This is a genomic window from Mesorhizobium sp. B2-1-3A (assembly GCF_006442655.1).
Lineage (GTDB): Bacteria > Pseudomonadota > Alphaproteobacteria > Rhizobiales > Rhizobiaceae > Mesorhizobium.
This window is the reverse complement of sequence record NZ_VFWK01000005.1, coordinates 689,673-706,273: the sequence shown is the minus strand read 5'-3', so window position 1 is coordinate 706,273 and position 16,601 is coordinate 689,673. Positions and strand designations below refer to the sequence as shown.

Sequence of the window (16,601 nt, the reverse complement as noted above, 5' to 3'; positions counted from 1 at the left end):
CAGGCGTAGCTTCGTCATCCTAGAGCGAAGCAAGGAGCGCAGCGACGCGGCGCAGACCCCCGGCTCTGGGATGACGAAGTTGGGGAGGCTTTGGCCAGTCCGCGTCGAGTATCAGCCTATCTCGTCCTTCTTGCCTTTGCTCAGGCCCATCAGCCGGTCGATATAGGCCAGCATCAGCGCCGACACGACGAAGGTGAGGTGGATGATGGTGAGCCACATCAACTGGTCGGTCGAATAGGAAGACGAGTTGAGGAACACCTGCAAGAGGTGGATGGAGGAGATGGCGACGATGGTCGAAGCGACCTTGACCTTGAGCGATCCGACATCGATCGTGCCCAGCCAATGCACGCCGCTGCCATCCGGGTCGTCGAAGCGGCTGACGAAGTTCTCGTAGCCGGAGATGATGACCATCACCACCAGCGAGGCGACGAGGGCGGCGTCGATCAGGCCGAGCATCTTCAGGATTGTGTCGGTGTCGCCGAGCAGGAACACCATGGTGATGAACTCGTAGAGCTTCTTGGCGAACGACAGCGCATAGACGGCCAATGCCAGGCCAAGACCGATATAGAAGGCGACCAGAAGCCAGCGCGAGGCGAGGATGATCGATTCGATGGCGAGTTCGAGACGCTTCATAGAGTGGTTCCAGTTGTTCTCGGGTCGGTGATCAGGCCGTATTTCGACCACGCGAACGCTTTTTGCAAGATAGCAAAAAACCCCGCCGGAGAGGGCCGGCGGGGCTCAATGCGTCCCGCTGGAGTCGGGACGGGGCAGGGAACGCCCAGTCCTGAATCTGGGGTGAGCGGGCCCGCGATTCAATGAGCCGGCTTTAATGCCGGGACAAATCTTCTTGAGCCGAAGCTCCGGATCCGAACCTTTCCCATCCCCGGCCGAGCCGGGGATGGGCGCTTCCAGCGTTGAGTCCGCAAATCAGGTCATGATTTTGAAATCATGATCTAATTGTTGCTGGCAACGGGTGCTACCAGCGACGTGATACGGCGGATGGCGACACGCCGGTTCTCACGGTTGGGCGCCGAGGTGTTTACCTTCAGATACTCCTCGCCATAGCCCTGCGTCGTCAGGTTCTCCGGCGGGATGCCGAAGGCATTGGTCAGCGCTTCGGCAACCGCTTCGGCACGGCGATCCGACAGAGCAAGGTTTGCCTCCGGCGTGCCGACGGCGTCGGTGTGGCCCTCGATCAGGAAGGTCTCGGCCGGGTTCTTCTTCAACAGCTTCTCCATGGCGTTGGCGACGCCCTCAAGCTTCTGCACCTCGGTGTCGGAGATCGAGGACGAGCCGAATTCGAAGTTCAGCGTGTCGAGGTCGACGCGGCGCGCAATGTCGCGCACACGGGCCGAGCGCTTGACCTCGTCGATCGAATAGAGGCGCTGGACCCTTTCCACCGGCGGCTGTTCGAGGAAGGTGTAATAGTCGTCAGGGCTTTCCACGTCCTCGGAATCGAGGATGTAGTCACGGCGCGGGATGGTCAGCCGCATCGGCGGCAGGTCATCGCCGGGATCGCGCCAGTCGCCCTCATCCTGATAGTCCTGCTCGTCGACATAGCTCAGAACATATTCGCGCCCGTCAGGCGTGATGCGTGAACGCTGGATGACATCGCCATAGCGGTTGCGGATGGTGACGATCCGGATGCCGTTGTCGCGCTCGACCGTCTCGCGCGTACGGTTCTGCGGCAGGTCCTCGTAGTAGACGTCCCTCGCACCGCGATTCATACGCGGACCGTCATTGCTCTGGACGATCGTCTGGCCGCCGAGCTGGATGATGACGCGGTTGCCGATCTCCTTGAGCACGTCAACGCCCTGGGGGCGGCGGCGGTCGCGGATGTTCTCATCGGGCGCACGGTCGCGGCGTTTGCCCTTCTCTTCCGTCACCGGGACAAACTTTTCGGGCTTGATCTCCTGCTGGGCTGCCTTGTCGTCGGTTGGAGGCGGCCCCTGGTCGACGGGAGCGACCACCGGCTTCTGCCCCTGATCACCGCCTTGCTGGGCGTTCTGGCCACCATTCTGCTGCTCGCCATTCTGCTGGCCGTTCTTGTCGCCATGCTTGCGGCCGCCGCCCTTGCGTTCGGCGTCCTTCTGGCTGTCGAGGAGGGGGGCAGCGTTCTTGTCGGCGGGAGCTTCGCCCTGTACGGGATTTTCGCCCTGGACAGGCGCGGCCTTGCCGCCATTTGCCGGCTGTTCGCCATTGACCGGCTGTTCGCCAGTGGCTGGCTGTGCGCCCGTGGCCGGCTGTTCGCCATTCGCGGGCTGTTCGCCCGTCGGCTTCTTGCCGTGCTTCTTTGTCTTGTCCTGGGGCTGCTCGCCCTGTGTCGCCGGCTGTTCGCCGGCCGGAGCCGTTTCAGCCTTGGGCGTCGTCGCTTCGCCGGCCGGAGCTTCCTTCGGCGTCGGAGCGGCTTCCGGCGTCACTGCCGGGACGGCGGGCGCCTCTTTCTGCTGGTCCGCCTTGTGTTTCCTGCCGGGCTTTGTCGGCTGGTTGTCGTTGGCGGGCTCTGCCTGCCCCGCGGGAGCCTGTTCGGCCGGCGCCTGCTCGGTCTGCTGCTGCTGGTCGCGCTTCTTCTTGCGCGGCTGCTGCTCCTGGGCGGCTGGGGCGGCCTGTTCGGCCGGCGCCTGCTCGGTCTGTTGCTGCTGGTCGCGCTTCTTCTTGCGCGGCTGCTGCTCCTCGGCGGCTGGTGCGGCCTGTTCGGCCGGCGCCTGCTCGGTCTGCTGCTGCTGGTCGCGCTTCTTCTTGCGCGGCTGCTGTTCCTCGGCGGCCGGTGCGGTCTGTTCGGCCGGCGCCTGCTCGGTCTGTTGCTGCTGGTCGCGCTTCTTCCTGCGCGGCTGCTGTTCCTCGGCGGCCGGTGCGGCCTGTTCGGCGGGAGCCTGTTCGGCCTGTTGCTGCTGGTCACGCCTCTTCTTGCGCGGCTGCTGTTCCTCAGCGGCTGGAGCTGCCTGCTCGGCTGCCGGCGCTGCCTTCTCGGCGGGGGCCTGCTCGGTCTGCTGCTGATCGCGCTTCTTCTTGCGCCGCTGCTCCTGGTCGCTCTGTTGTCCCTCGTCGGCGGGTGCGTCCTGGGCCAGGATCAGCGGCGTTCCACCGCGCTGCATGGGGTCGAACGCGGCACTTCCCTGAAGCGGGAACGCGCCCAACGGCGCGGATGCCATCAGCAGGCCAAGTGCTGTGCCTGCCAGAATCCGTGGTTGGCGTTTCATCGAAAACTCTCCTTGTGGGGTCCCATCCTTGCCGAAACCGATCTTGGACCGATTGGTTCCAGTTTGGTGGGGATAGATGCCGTACAGGGCGATTGGCCGGCCTTTTGAAGGCAACTTCGTGTCATTAGGCCAGCCTAAGGTCCGATTCCAGCCCTTACCGCGCTTGACCTCGGCGGCGGCCGGGGCCACATCCGCGAGATGGAAACGCCATTCTGGAAAACAAAGACGCTGGAAGCGATGAGCCCGGCCGAGTGGGAATCGCTGTGCGACGGCTGCGGCAAATGCTGCCTGTCGAAGCTCGAGGACGAGGATACCGGCGATATCTATTGGACAAGTGTCGGCTGCAGGCTGTTCGATGCGCAGAGTTGCCGCTGCGCCGACTATGCCAACCGGCTGGCGCGCGTTCCCGATTGCGTCGGCCTGACGCCGCAGAATGTGCGCACCATCAGCTGGCTGCCCAGCACCTGCGCCTATCGGCTGGTGGCCGAGGGCCGTGATCTCTATTGGTGGCACCGGCTGGTGTCGGGCAGTGCCGACACCGTGCACGAGGCCGGTATCTCGATGCGCGGCCGGGTCAAGGCGAGCGAGACTGAACTGGCCGAGCCCGAAGATTACTTTGACTATATACTCGACGACGAGCCTTGAGGCTGGTGTCCGCCAGGAATCGGGGCATCGGGGCCATATTGTTGTTGTTCGAAGACCGGCGGAGGTTTTTCTTGCCGCCACATGAACCGCAGATGAACGGCGAGTTCGTAAATAGTTCAGACAGACCAGTGCATTGTCCCGCCATCGGTTTCACGAGGACGGGCGCAAGCCCGCAACAAGGAGAGAGAAGCATGTACACCAAGATCAAGACGGCAGCCCTTTCGGCGCTGGTCGGCCTCGGCACGCTGGCCGCCATTCCCGCCCATGCCGACAGCCTCTATCTCGGCTTCGGCAACAACCAGGATCCGCGCTTCGGCGTCTATGCCGGTGATGACGGCTATCGCCACCGCCGTGACGAGCGCCGCGACGACTGGCGCCGTGGCTGCTCGCCCGACCGCGCCCTCGACAAGGCCGAGCGCATGGGGCTGCGCCGTGCCCGCATCGTCGACGCCAACCGCCGCGTGGTGAAGGTGATGGGCCGCCAGTATGGCGATCGCGTCGTCATCGTCTTCGCCAATGAGCGCGGCTGCCCGATCATCAACCGCTGAAGCCTCTTGATGGCGGAGCCCCCGTCCGATCGGACGGGCGCGGCTCGAAAAAACCCGCGGGAGCGATCCCGCGGGGTTTTTCCTTGCATCGTATCGACTGCAGGTCATCCGTCCCCGGCACCGCCGGCGACGGATGATCGTTGCTTCAGCCGGCTGTCATTTCAGCTCGAAGGTGACGGTCACCTGGACATTGTAGGCGTTTTCGCCGGCCTGGGTCGGCACCGCCGACCGGGCCGCGTCGAATGCCTTGGCGTTGATCGCCATCGGCGCCGGAGCGATGTTCTGATCGGAGATTTCCAGCACCCGGCCGATGCTGACGCCGGCGGCCTCGGCCAGCGTCTTGGCCTTGGCGATGGCGTTGGCAACCGCCTTCTTGCGGGCTTCGGTGATGGTGGCATCAGGATTGTCGTTGGTGAAGGAGATGCCGCCGCCCTGGTTGACGCCGAGAGACACAGCCTTGTCGAGGATCTCGCCCGTCTTGTCGATGTCGCGCACGCGAACCGCCAGCGTGTTGGTGACCTGGTAGGCGACGAGCTCGGCCTCCTGGCTGCCGTCGGGCTTGTTGGTGAAGTTGTAGCGCGGATTGATCTGGATGCCGGCGGTCTGTAGGTCGCGATCCTTGATGCCGGCCGCCTTCATCGCCGCGATCACCGCGGCCATGGCGTCGTTGTTGGCATCGAGCGCCGCGCGCGCCGTCTTGGCCTCGCGCATGACGCTGAGCGACAGCAACGCCAGGTCGGGAGGCGTGGTCGCTTCGCCTTCGCCCGATACGATGATGCGGGCGGGAGTCGGCGAATCGGCGGCTCCAGCCATCGCCGGAAAAGCGATTGCAGCGGCGAGCGCGAGGGGCAAAAGATGTCTGGTCATGAAAATCTCCGTGGTATGCGATCAGGTCGCAAGCGTCGCGTAGAGCGCGATTATGGGTTGATTTGGGCGATCAGCGAAAGCCCGTCGCGAAAGCCTTGTGCCGCGATGCGAAAAACATTAATCCAGCCGGCGTGGGGCCTGTAGCTCAATGGTTAGAGCCGGCGGCTCATAACCGCTTGGTTGGGGGTTCGAGTCCCTCCGGGCCCACCATTATCGTTATTTATCAATGCTGTATGGGGTGGTTCGCCACGAGGTTCGCCAATAGGTTCGCCAAGCATCGGCTTGCGCGTCACGAGGCGTACGACTCGATCCATCCCCTGGACCGCCAGCCGAACCTGCGATGCCTCGCGCGAATAGAGCTCGGCATGATCGATATCGTCGTGACCGAGCACGTCCATGAGCTGCCGGGTCGAGGCTTCGGCCTCCGCCAGATAAACACCAAGAGACTTCCTTAAGCCATGGAGGGTCAGGCCCTTCGGCAGGCCCGCAAGCTTGCACCAGTGCGCCATCATTCCAGTCAGCGACTTGGCGGAGAATGGGTCGCCGTAACCGTTGACCAGGACAGTCTCGCCGCGCCTGTCGGCCGCATCCAGGATCTCAGACAGCATCGGCGTGATTGGCACAAAAAGCCGTTTGCCACCTGTTCGTCCCTTGTTCTTGGCCTGAACGATATCAAACCCGTCGAAGTGACGCTCGACACCGTCGATGAAGACGCGGCGGGTGACCCTCTGGTCCCAGCGCAGGCCCGCGACGTCGCCGCGCCGGTTGCCGAGCCAAAGTGCCAAACCATAACAAGTGCGCGCCGCCGTGCCCAGCGGCCAACGGTTTTCGAATTGCGCCATCGCTTCGCGCGACCAGGCTTTCCAACCGGCATATGCAGGCCGCCACTCGACCGCCGCTGTGGGATCGATTTCGATCCAGTCTTGCCTTAGCGCGACATAGACCAGCTTACGTATGCCCACCAACAGGTGCTTGGCTTTGTGAGGTGTGGCAATGAAGCGGCCAAGCAGCTCTTCGACATGGATACGTCTGAGATTCTTAACCGCTACGTCGCGCCAGATGAGCGGGTGATCTGCGACCACCCGCAGTTTCAGAAATTCTTCGATCAGCCGCGTGTTCTTGCGCTTGGTGGCTTCGTCCAGCGCCAGCCACTTGACTGAGATCTTTAACCGTTGAAAGGCCGCTCCAAATGTGCCGGGCAGGGCGGCTCCAGGCATACGGACGACGGGAGCCTTGGAAACTTTCCGGCCCTCGACCGCCGCCTGGTACGCCTCCTTGAATCCGGGTTGATTGGGCGCTGGCAGACTGACTACGCGCTCTTTCGTCCGATAGCGCCAGCGAAGTTTTCCATGGCGATCGGTGTAGGAGGATAGGCCAGGATATTTGTCGGTCATGGCAGAATGAGTCTATTCCTTGCGATGATTCCCTTGCAACAGAAAGTCGACGATATTCTCGTCATCGTCTCCAGGTAGTTCGGCAAACGCCGCTTCGAGTTTGAGGCGATCCCAAATCACGCGGCCGTCAACTTTCTTCGGCTTCGGCATGCGCCGGTCAGCAACCATCTGGTCGAATTTGGTTATGCCAACGCCCACATATCGGGCGGCTTCTTCGCGTGAGAGGCCGCGAGGAGGATAGGAGATAGGGTCGCTTTTCATGATCTCGCCGCCGGCCTGAGTCCGCTTCGGTGCACGGACTGTCAGAGATCGGGATCTAGATTGTCTCAACCTCTGCCGGGAAGGCGCCGATCAAGCCCTACGGTAAATTGTGGTCACAGCGTATAAATAGGACGGTTGTGTGCGTTTAGGGTTCATGTCGGGAGACCGCTACCTCGCAATACCCGCTATTGAAGAGGCACTCTCTCGCTATCGTCGGCATGCCGCCTAACAGCTAGTTCTGCCTCCTTTCTTTTTCGAACTTATTAGGTCGCGTCTCAGGCCGAACTAAATGCGCTTACGGTAGTAATTCGAATATCGGCTTTAGACAAAAATTCGACTAGATATCGCAGCTTGGGATTGCCGGCATGGCCCAGTAAGGCGCCGGACGAATACCGCCGAGGATGAATCAACGTCATATGAGGTTTGGCTTGCTGAGCGTTGTCCGCACAATAGAATTCCGCGCACGGTTTCCGTACACGAAGCCATTCTCGGACCGCGAATCGCGCGCCACCTACGGCGACGTACGGTTATCGGTCGTTATCAGGACACGTTGGGACGCTTACTGTGGTGCGAGCCCGGACGAATCCTACGCCACGCGTCTCTCATCTTGGCCGCCCCGCTCAATACCCTCCGATGATCGGCAAAATCTCACCGGTGATGTAGCTCGAGCATTGCGGAGAAGCCAAAAACACATAGGCCGGCGCGATCTCTTCCGGCTGTGCGGGCCGTTTCATGGGTGTATCAGCCCCAAACTGCGCAACATCCTCGGCTCTCTTCTCAGACGGATTGAGCGGCGTCCACACCGGGCCAGGCGCCACGGCGTTGACCCGAATGCCTTTACTGATGAGGTTGCCGGAGAGCGCCCGGGTGAAGGCGTGGATTCCGCCCTTGGTCATCGAATAGTCGATCAGTTCTTTCGAGCCGTCGATGCCAGTGATTGAGCCGGTGTTGACGATCGCCGAGCCCGGCTTCATGTGCGGCACGGCCTCCTGCGCCATATGGAAATAGCCGTAGAGATTGGTCTTCAGCGTGGTGTCGAAATGCTTTTCGGTAAGATCGGCAAACTCGGTCGAATGCACCTGAAAAGCTGCATTATTGACCAGAACGTCGAGGGCGCCGAAAGCCTTCAGCGTCTGTTCAACCGCCTTGCGGCAGAAAGCGCGCTTAGTGACGTCACCGCGCAAAACGATGCAGCGCCTGCCCTCGGCTTCGACCGCCTCTTTGGTCGCTGCGGCGTCGCGGTCCTCACTGAGATAGACGATGGCAACGTCGGCGCCTTCGCGCGCGAACAATACCGCCACCGAACGGCCGATGCCGGAGTCGCCGCCGGTGATCAGGGCGACTTTACCAGCGAGCTTGCCCGACCCCTGCCAGAACGGCGCATCGTAGAGTGGACGCGGCTCTATCGTCCATTCATCGCCAGGTTTGTGGTGATGCTGCTTCGGAAATGGCGGGGCCGGGTATCTGCGCGCACCGGCCTGCATGGCGGCCGGCACTTTGGTCTTAGGTTTGGCCCGATCTGTCGCGTCAACTTCACGTTGGACGCTGCGCTGCTTGCTTTCCGCGTTGCTCGAAACCGGTTTCGTTGGCATGGTCGTCCCCTGGCTATTTGGGCAGAAGGTCTAGGAGCTTTCGTCCGCGGACGGCTGCGCGTCTATCTCCTGCGCGATTTCAGCCAAAGCGCGCGAGAGAGGGAAGAGCTTTCGCTGTTCGTAAAAACGCGCACGCCGCCTCAGCAACATGATGCACCGCTGCCGCTCCTCGAGTACTGCGGTCACAGCAGCGGTTGGAATGTCGGACGGCCCGGGCCAGCCCGATCGTTCAGTGAGAGGCATGCTCATGGCGGGCTCTCGTTTTAGCGGCCTTGCGGGCAGATGCGGATTTCTCTGCGGAGGAGCGGTTGGCCGACGCTGACCCGCCTGCTTCACCGCCCTTATGCGAAGCGGGGTGGCCGGTGTGTTTGCCGCGTCCGGAGCCGCCTTCCTTCTTCCCGCCGCCATCGTCCTTGTTCACGGTCGCCCAGGCACGCCGTTCGGCTTCCTTTTCCGAAACGCCACGCTTTTCATAGCCTTCTGCAATGTGGTCGGCTTTCCGCTCTTGCTTGTCGGTGTACTTGGATTTATCGCCGCGGGGCATTGTTCACTCTCCTGTTTCTCGTGACTTCGTATGTGCGTTTGCTCCTTCTGGGAGCAAACAGATCAACTTTCGCACCGCCCAACAGTTCCCGCGAAATCCGTCTCACCGATGACTACTCAGCCTCCCTTGCGTCAGGAGCAATGGCGTTGAGAATGACCTCGTAGGCGCTGCCGAACTGGTCTTCGATCTCGCCAGCCCCAATGCCAATGGCTCTCGCATCGGCAAAGAGCTTTTGGGTCAGTTCGGCAACCGATAACAGGTCGGGATCTGCCTGTGCCCCGCACAGGGATGTTGTTGGTCAGCCACTTTTTGAGAAATTCAGCGCCGCGCTTGCTCATGCCGACATAAGCGTTACGCAGCCGTGCGGTTCCACTGGCAAGCCGATCGTTCAACCAGCCTCGTGGCTCAGCCACTGCCCGAGCGAGACCTAGGCCGTAGGCGCCTGAAACCGATAGTGGGGGATTACGGCCACAACGGTGAGTTCGACCAGGAGCCTCGGGTCGACGAGCCCCGCCACTTTCACGCCGGTGACAGCGGGCCCGGCTACCAAGGAAAAGCGGGTCCGCCGAGCCGCCTGAATTGCTTCCAGATCGATATCTCGCACGTAATACATGGTGGTCGCCACGACATCCTCGATCGTCCCTCCGAGCTCGTGGAGGACTCGTTCGATATTGTCGATGGCCACGTGCGCCTGTCGGGCCGGGTCGTCAATCCCGAGTACTTCAAACTCGGGTGTCCAGGCTACTTGTCCGGTGAGATGGACCCGCCGACCATCCGGCTCTACGACGGCCTGGCTCATCGGAAAACCCCGATCCTGCCATACCGCAGCAATGTTCAGTCTCGATGCTTCTGTCATCCTGGAGCTCCGTTGGATTGGGACAACCTCTCAGGAGCATGGCCCGGCGCGAACGCGGCAACAAGCTTATCCAAATCATCAGACGAGTGCTGTCACGGGTAGTTCAGCCGCCACAACTGTTGCGGCTTCACTCGTCTCATAGGTCAGGGATGTGTGCCCAGCTAAAGACCTCGGTGCATCTTTTGCGAATGAATACATAAGCCGCTGGGAGTACGGACCTTTGTGCACGGCGGCGCGTTAAGAGACCGGCGGAGGGTCAGATGCAAAAAACCAAGAACAGGAACCCGGTTGTCGGGCCATCTAAACCACGATTGCTCGGCGTGCTGGGGCCTGGGCTCATCACCGGCGCGTCCGACGATGACCCAAGCGGTATTGCGACCTACTCTCAAGCCGGGGCGCAGTTCGGATTTGGACTGACCTGGACGATGCTGTTCAGCTACCCGCTGATGTCGGTGGTCCAGGAAATCAGCGCCAGGATCGGGCGCACGACCGGCCGGGGCATTGCCGGCAACATGCGCAAATATTATCCGAACTGGCTGCTTCAATCAGTGGTCGTGCTGCTGCTCGTCGCAAACACCATCAACATCGGCGCCGATCTCGGCGCCATGGGCGACGCGCTCAAGTTGATCATCGGCGGACCGTCGCTGCTCTATGTCGTAGCCTTCGGTGCCATCTCGGTCGTTCTGCAAGTCTTCCTTAACTATACGCGGTACGTCTCGGTGCTGAAGTGGCTGACGCTCTCGCTGTTCGCCTACTTCGGTACCGTGCTTTTCGTATCCGTACCCTGGGCTGAGGTGGCGCGGGGCCTCCTGCTCCCGAAATTTACTGCCGATGCTAATTTCTGGACCTCGGTGGTGGCAATCCTCGGCACGACCATCAGTCCTTATCTGTTTTTCTGGCAGGCCTCCCAGGAAGTCGAAGACGAGAAAGCGAAGCCGGAGCGTCAACCCCTCAAAGACGCGCCGCAGCAGACGCAGAGCGCGGTGGAGCGGATTCGCCTCGATACCTATGTCGGCATGGCATTTTCGAACATCGTGGCTCTTGCCATCATGATCACCGCAGGCGCCACACTGCATGCCAACGGTGTTACCGACATCCAGTCGACCAGCCAAGCAGCGGAGGCGCTCAAACCGGTTGCCGGGAACTTTGCGTTCGCGATTTTCGCGGTTGGCGTTATAGGCACAGGTCTGCTGGCGATACCTGTGCTTGCCGGCTCGGCCGGCTACGCCCTGGGAGAGGCCCGCAAGTGGCCGATCGGCCTCGACCGCAAGCCGCTGGAAGCCAAAGCGTTTTACGCCACGATCGCCGTCGCGACAGTCGTCGGCGCGTGCCTCAATTTTACGCCAGTCAATCCGATCAAGGCTCTGTTCTGGAGCGCGGTCGTCAACGGTGTCGTCGCTGTTCCCGTCATGGCCGTGATGATGGCGATGGCGGGAAGACAGGACATCATGGGAGCGGCAACTGTTCCTCTTTTTCTACGGGCCATCGGCTGGATCGCTACTGTCGTTATGGCCGGCGCAGCGGTCGTCATGATTGGGCAGATTGTCGTGGTCTAGGTCATGACGCCCGACAAACGGACCAAGCTTGCGCTCGACGAGTCCCGAACCTTAATGCTGGGCGCGCAAATCCTTCTTGGGTTCGAGTTTCAAGGCCCGTTCCAGACCGCGTTTTCATCGCTGCCGCTCGCTGCCAAGCTCATATACACAATGGCGCTGTGTCTGATGGTGGTCGTGGTTGGTCTGCTGATCGCGCCGAGCGCTTATCACCGGATCGTTGAGCGCGGGGCTGCAGGACCACGCATCGACCGGATCATTACGAGGGCTGCCGAAATCACGCTCGCGCCGTTTGCCACGGCGATGGCCCTCGATCTCGCGATCGCGGCTCAGGTCATCGGCGGGATGTTGGCCGCGGTGGGCGCTGGGATCTTGGGGTTCGTCCTGGCTCTGGGATTTTGGTACGGGCCAATGCTCTTCATGACAAAGAAAAACAATCAAGGTGCAACGATGCATGACACGTCGACGGAAACCAAAATCGAGTTTGCGATGACCGAAAGTCGCATAGTCCTGCCTGGGGCACAGGCCTTGCTGGGCATTCAGTTGGCGATCGTGGTCACCCAAAGCTTCGCGGCCATGTCACAGCTCGACAAAGCTCTCCATGGTGTCGCCCTGGCAAGCATTGCAATCTCGACCGTCCTGCTGATGACGCCCGCAGCCTACCACAGGATTGTCTATGCCGGAGAGGCAGTACCGGCCTTCTACGATGTGGCGAGCCGGCTGGTTTTGGCGGCCACAGCTTTTCTGGCGATCGGGCTTGCTGTCGAGATGTATGTCGTGGTCGGCAAAATCACCGGCTCACCTTTCGCGGGCATTGTCGCCGGCGCTATCTCGATGATGACGCTGGTCGGCCTATGGCACGTCTGGCCGATGTTTCAGCGCCGCCGCCGGGGGCTGCAGCCATGAAGTTTTCCGATCGGGCAGGGTATCTGGAACGCGTGCGCAATCGCAAGATGGCCGAGTCACCGCATGCATTCGTGCGCGGCAGCACGTCGCTGTTCTACGAATGGCTTCAAAAGCATGATCAAGGGTTGCCGCAAGGTCCTGCGATCTGGATTTGCGGTGACTGCCACCTCGGCAATCTGGGGGCGCTGGCGGACCTCGAGGGTGGCGTTGCCATCCAGATCAGGGATTTCGACCAGACCGTCATCGGAAACCCGGCTCACGACCTCGTGCGCCTGGGCTTGTCGCTGGCATCCGCCATCCGCAGTTCCGATCTGCCAGGCGTGACCACGGCGCACATGCTCGACAACCTTCTCGCCGGCTATATCGAGGCGCGTGCCGTCCCTTCCGGGGCGGCGGGCCGATCGGACGATTTGAAGAAGCTGATCAAGCGCGCCGTGCGGCGTCGATGGCATAACCTCGCCACGGAACGTTTCGAGGGCAGCGACGGAGCGTTGCCGCGAAACCGCCGGTTCTGGCCATTGCATCGCGGGGAGCGGGGCAAGGTCCTGTCCTTTTGTCATAATCTCAATATGTTGGCGTTGACCCCCGATACGGCGCACCACGGGAAGGCCACATGGAAGGTCGTTGACGCCGCCTACTGGATCAAAGGGTGCAGTTCCCTCGGTCATCTTCGCGTCGCGGCGTTGTTGCGCGGCAAGCACCACCGCATGGCGCTCCTCGACGTCAAGGAAGCTACCGCAGCGGCCGCGCCGGCCGCGCCGCACACCTCCATGCCCAAAAACCATGCCGAGCGTGTAATTGCCGGCGCAAAGGCGATCTCGCCGAATCTCGGCGACCGCATGGCATGCGGCCTGCTCGACGGAAAACCAGTCTTTGTCAGAGCGATTTCGCCACAGGACATGAAGCTCGAAATCGACAGCCTCACCGGGGAACAAACGCAGACGATTGCGCACCACCTGGGCGCGATCGTCGGGTTGTCGCATCGTCAACAGATGGAGGACGCGGCCTGGCAAAGTTGGACAAAAGACTTGCGCCGCACGGCCGACGCCAAGGCTGACGCTCCCACCTGGCTATGGGCCAGCGTAGTTGACCTGCTTGCCAGTCATGAACTGGCTTATCTCGACCATTGCCGACGGTTCGCGCTGGCCAAATAGGAGGTTTCTGACGAAACGCCAAGCCGCTGGAACCTCCGCGCACGTCGCTAGTTCCCCCCTGACTCATGAGATGGGAGATAGCGCCATGACCTCGTCGGACAAGAATGCCCAGGCCCCCAAGGCCGCCTCTGCACCAAAGCCCGCGACGCCGTCGCCTGCCACCGAGAAAGTCTCTGGTGCCGGGCCTGCCCTTTCCGAGCACTCCAAGGATGCCAAGGCTCCCAAGGGCGGCCGCCAGCCGGGTGCCTATGTCAAAGACCGCTCCTAACCGAGCTGCGCGGGGAGGCGGAACATGCAGATTCTAGAGACGATCGTCGATAACGGACCGTTTCCGACAGTGCGTTTTGAGGGGGAGGGTGGTGAGGCAGTTTCGGTCTCTCTCGCGTTCGAGGCGTCGCTGGACGACGCGCAACTCGTTGCCAAGGCGAAAGTGTTCCTCTTGCACGCGGCGAATTTTGAAGGAGCAGAAGCTGGCCCATCCGCCGACCGGCCGGAACCCGTACGCGATTCCTCCTATACGCTCGAGTATCGGGATAACGGGCAGGTTCGCGACCTCGCAGGCCTCACGTTTCCAACGCTGGATGCCGTTCTGGAAGAATGTCGGCGTTCAGCCGACGATCTGTGGCAAGACGCACTTTCGCGCAGTGAAGCGCCGGTGGGCTGGGCTGTACGGGCACGGGATGCAACGGGCGAGATCGTGGCCAGCGTTGACTACGAAGATGTCCGGAAGATGCACGAAGCGAACACTGCTGACAGCGAACCTGTTCCCTCGACTCTCTAGTCATTTCGACCTGTGACTGGCCTGCGCCAGCTGCTTTTCATTCAACGAACCCTAGGAGGACGCCATGGCGCGTAAACCATCGAGCAAGCAAGGCAATGCGCCCGTTGCAACCATTCATGATCAGAGCCTGTCGCGCGGGCAGGGAGGCGAGCTTCACCAAGTCGCCGAGGGCAAAACCGAAGTCCTGACCACCGCACAAGGCGGCCCTGTCGCAGACGACCAGAACACCCTCAAGATCGGCGCCCGCGGTCCAACCCTGATCGAAGATTTTCATTTTCGAGAGAAGATCTTCCACTTCGACCACGAACGCATCCCCGAACGGGTCGTCCACGCGCGCGGCTATGGCGCACACGGGTTCTTCGAGACCTATGAGTCTCTTGCCAAATATACCCGGGCCGACATCTTTCAACGCGCCGGCGAAAAGACCCCCGCATTCGTGCGCTTCTCGACCGTCGCCGGCAGCAAGGGTTCTTTCGACCTGGCCCGCGATGTGCGCGGCTTTGCGGTGAAGCTCTACACCAAGGAGGGCAACTGGGATCTGGTCGGCAACAACATCCCGGTGTTTTTCATCCAGGACGCCATCAAGTTTCCGGACATCATCCACGCCGTCAAGCCCGAGCCGGACCGCGCTTTTCCGCAAGCGCAATCGGCTCATGATACGTTTTGGGATTTCATTAGCTTGACGCCCGAATCCATGCACATGGTGATGTGGGTCATGTCCGACCGGGCCATCCCGCGCTCTTTCCGGTTCATGCAGGGTTTCGGCGTTCACACGTTCCGCCTGGTGAACGCCAGCGACGAGTCGACCTTCGTCAAATTCATCTGGAAGCCCAAGCTAGGCATGCAGTCGGTGGTCTGGAACGAGGCGGTCAAGATAAACGGGGCCGACCCCGACTTCCATCGCCGTGACCTCTGGAACGCCATCCAGGCAGGCAACTTCCCGGAATGGGAGTTGAACGTGCAGCTCTTCGACCAAGAGTTCGCAGACAGCTTCGATTTCGACGTGCTCGATGCGACCAAGCTCATACCGGAAGAAATTCTGCCGCCGATCCCGGTCGGTCGCCTGGTACTCGATCGCATGCCTGACAATTTTTTCGCCGAAACCGAACAGGTGGCGTTCATGACGCAGAACGTCCCGCCTGGCATCGACTTCAGCAATGACCCTTTGCTGCAGGGGCGCAACTTCTCGTACCTCGACACCCAGCTGAAGCGCCTCGGCAGCCCGAATTTCACTCACTTGCCGATCAATGCCCCGAAGTGTCCGTTCCATCATTTCCAGCAGGATGGCCACATGGCCATGCGCAACCCGACGGGCCGCGCAAATTACCAGCCCAATTCGTTCGGGGCGGGGCCGCGGGAGTCACCGGAGCGCGGCTTTCGGTCGTTTGCCGATCCCGAGGACGGCCAAAAGGTCAGGCTACGGCCGGAGAGCTTTGCCGATCACTACAGCCAGGCGACCCAGTTTTTCCAAAGCCAGACCGCGACCGAACAACGTCATATCGCTATGGCCCTGACGTTCGAGTTGAGCAAGGTTGAGACACCTGTCATCCGCGAGCGGATGATCGCCCATCTCTTGAACATCGATGAGGAACTGGCCACGACGGTCGCCGACAAGCTCGGCATTGCCGACCTGCCTGAACCGGCGGATGCTGCCGTCGCGCCGCGCAAGGACCTCGATCCATCGCCGGCCTTGAGCATCATTAAAAACGGGCCTGAAAGTTTCGAAGGCCGCAAGGTCGGCGTGCTGGTCAGCAATGGCATCGACGCGGGTCTGTTCAAAGCTTTGCGGGCGGCCATCGAAGCCGAGGGCGCCACAATGGAGGTCGTTGCCTTAAAGGTCGGCGGCGCCACGGCCGCTAATGGCGACAAAATCCCGGCGCACCATATGATCGACGGTGGACCATCAGTCCTGTTCGATGCGGTGGCTCTGCTGCTGACAGAAGAAGGCGCCGAACTTTTGAAGGGTGAGGCTGCCGCGCGCGATTTCGTTGCGGATGCTTTCGCCCATTGCAAGTTCATCGCCTTTACGCCGGGCGCGGTGCCGCTTCTCGCCAAGGCCGGCGTCGAACCGGGGGCGGATGAAGGGCTCATCCCTCTCACAGATGAAGCGGCGGCAGTGGCATTCGTCGAGGCTTGTCGCAAGCTGCGCTTGTGGGCCAGAGAGGCGGCCGTGAAGCTCTAAATTTGATGCCGCCAGCCAGCGAGAATGTGCACCGGAATTCCGGTGCACATTTTTTTCGGCCGGCTCTTGACGGCAAAAATCACATTCCCCAGATCGTTGGGCGTCGAGGCCAGATGGC

General features: G+C 61.4%; 16 protein-coding genes, 1 tRNA gene and 1 pseudogene. 10 read left to right on the top strand and 8 right to left on the bottom strand.

Features of this window, described 5'->3' with window-relative positions; translation table 11 throughout:
• Positions 1 to 111 precede the first annotated feature (111 nt).
• Complete coding sequence (locus FJ977_RS23755) at positions 112 to 633, bottom strand: TIGR00645 family protein (protein WP_140774583.1); 522 nt, start codon at positions 631 to 633, stop codon at positions 112 to 114.
• Positions 634 to 953: 320 nt separating this feature from the next.
• A complete protein-coding gene (locus FJ977_RS23750) occupies positions 954 to 3,200 on the bottom strand; it encodes an OmpA family protein (RefSeq protein WP_140774582.1) in 2,247 nt (748 codons plus the stop codon).
• A gap of 198 nt (positions 3,201 to 3,398) precedes the next feature.
• Between FJ977_RS23750 and FJ977_RS23745 the strand changes: the two genes are divergently transcribed.
• The gene (locus tag FJ977_RS23745) at positions 3,399 to 3,845 is read left to right on the top strand and encodes a YcgN family cysteine cluster protein (protein WP_140774581.1); all 447 of its coding nucleotides are present in this window, start codon (positions 3,399 to 3,401) and stop codon (positions 3,843 to 3,845) included.
• Between the two features lie 191 nt (positions 3,846 to 4,036).
• A complete protein-coding gene (locus FJ977_RS23740) occupies positions 4,037 to 4,393 on the top strand; it encodes a hypothetical protein (RefSeq protein WP_081295150.1) in 357 nt (118 codons plus the stop codon).
• Between the two features lie 156 nt (positions 4,394 to 4,549).
• On the opposite strand, the gene FJ977_RS23735 is transcribed toward FJ977_RS23740, so the two are convergent.
• A complete protein-coding gene (locus tag FJ977_RS23735) occupies positions 4,550 to 5,260 on the bottom strand; it encodes an SIMPL domain-containing protein (RefSeq protein WP_056578449.1) in 711 nt (236 codons plus the stop codon).
• A 134-nt stretch (positions 5,261 to 5,394) separates the two neighbouring features.
• On the opposite strand from FJ977_RS23735, the gene FJ977_RS23730 reads away from it, so the two are divergent.
• Positions 5,395 to 5,470: transfer RNA gene (locus tag FJ977_RS23730), tRNA-Ile, on the top strand.
• 191 nt (positions 5,471 to 5,661) lie between these two features.
• On the opposite strand, the pseudogene FJ977_RS36415 reads toward FJ977_RS23730, so the two are convergent.
• Positions 5,662 to 6,102, bottom strand: a pseudogene (locus FJ977_RS36415) (tyrosine-type recombinase/integrase); the annotation flags it as partial.
• Positions 6,103 to 6,279: 177 nt separating this feature from the next.
• On the opposite strand from FJ977_RS36415, the gene FJ977_RS36410 reads away from it, so the two are divergent.
• Complete coding sequence (locus FJ977_RS36410; RefSeq protein WP_246683299.1) at positions 6,280 to 6,420, top strand: hypothetical protein; 141 nt, start codon at positions 6,280 to 6,282, stop codon at positions 6,418 to 6,420.
• 246 nt (positions 6,421 to 6,666) lie between these two features.
• Here FJ977_RS36410 and FJ977_RS23720 read toward each other — a convergent pair whose 3' ends face one another.
• The 4 genes from FJ977_RS23720 to FJ977_RS23700 form a co-directional block, all read right to left on the bottom strand.
• A complete protein-coding gene (locus FJ977_RS23720; RefSeq protein WP_140774580.1) occupies positions 6,667 to 6,915 on the bottom strand; it encodes a hypothetical protein in 249 nt (82 codons plus the stop codon).
• 620 nt (positions 6,916 to 7,535) lie between these two features.
• Positions 7,536 to 8,507, bottom strand: coding sequence for an SDR family oxidoreductase (locus FJ977_RS23715; protein WP_140774579.1), 972 nt, complete (start codon positions 8,505 to 8,507; stop codon positions 7,536 to 7,538).
• Positions 8,508 to 8,736: 229 nt separating this feature from the next.
• Positions 8,737 to 9,051, bottom strand: a complete 315-nt coding sequence (locus tag FJ977_RS23710) for a plasmid stabilization protein (protein ID WP_140774578.1) — start codon at positions 9,049 to 9,051, stop codon at positions 8,737 to 8,739.
• 427 nt (positions 9,052 to 9,478) lie between these two features.
• Entirely contained in the window at positions 9,479 to 9,907 is a 429-nt protein-coding gene (locus tag FJ977_RS23700) for a RidA family protein (RefSeq protein WP_140774577.1), read from the bottom strand.
• Between the two features lie 260 nt (positions 9,908 to 10,167).
• Here FJ977_RS23700 and FJ977_RS23695 point away from each other — a divergent pair, with 260 nt between their 5' ends.
• The 6 genes from FJ977_RS23695 (at position 10,168) to FJ977_RS23670 (ending at position 16,483) form a co-directional block, all read left to right on the top strand.
• On the top strand, positions 10,168 to 11,463 hold the full coding sequence (locus FJ977_RS23695; RefSeq protein ID WP_140774576.1) for an Nramp family divalent metal transporter: 1,296 nt from the start codon (positions 10,168 to 10,170) through the stop codon (positions 11,461 to 11,463).
• A gap of 3 nt (positions 11,464 to 11,466) precedes the next feature.
• Positions 11,467 to 12,366, top strand: a complete 900-nt coding sequence (locus FJ977_RS23690; RefSeq protein ID WP_140774575.1) for a DUF6328 family protein — start codon at positions 11,467 to 11,469, stop codon at positions 12,364 to 12,366.
• The gene (locus FJ977_RS23685) at positions 12,315 to 13,520 is read left to right on the top strand and encodes a DUF2252 family protein (RefSeq protein ID WP_348643226.1); all 1,206 of its coding nucleotides are present in this window, start codon (positions 12,315 to 12,317) and stop codon (positions 13,518 to 13,520) included. The genes FJ977_RS23690 and FJ977_RS23685 overlap by 52 nt, the downstream gene beginning before the upstream one ends.
• An 85-nt stretch (positions 13,521 to 13,605) precedes the next feature.
• The gene (locus FJ977_RS23680) at positions 13,606 to 13,788 is read left to right on the top strand and encodes a hypothetical protein (protein WP_140774573.1); all 183 of its coding nucleotides are present in this window, start codon (positions 13,606 to 13,608) and stop codon (positions 13,786 to 13,788) included.
• Between the two features lie 24 nt (positions 13,789 to 13,812).
• Entirely contained in the window at positions 13,813 to 14,301 is a 489-nt protein-coding gene (locus FJ977_RS23675) for a hypothetical protein (RefSeq protein ID WP_140774572.1), read from the top strand.
• 64 nt (positions 14,302 to 14,365) lie between these two features.
• Complete coding sequence (locus tag FJ977_RS23670; protein WP_140774571.1) at positions 14,366 to 16,483, top strand: catalase; 2,118 nt, start codon at positions 14,366 to 14,368, stop codon at positions 16,481 to 16,483.
• Positions 16,484 to 16,601 lie beyond the last annotated feature (118 nt).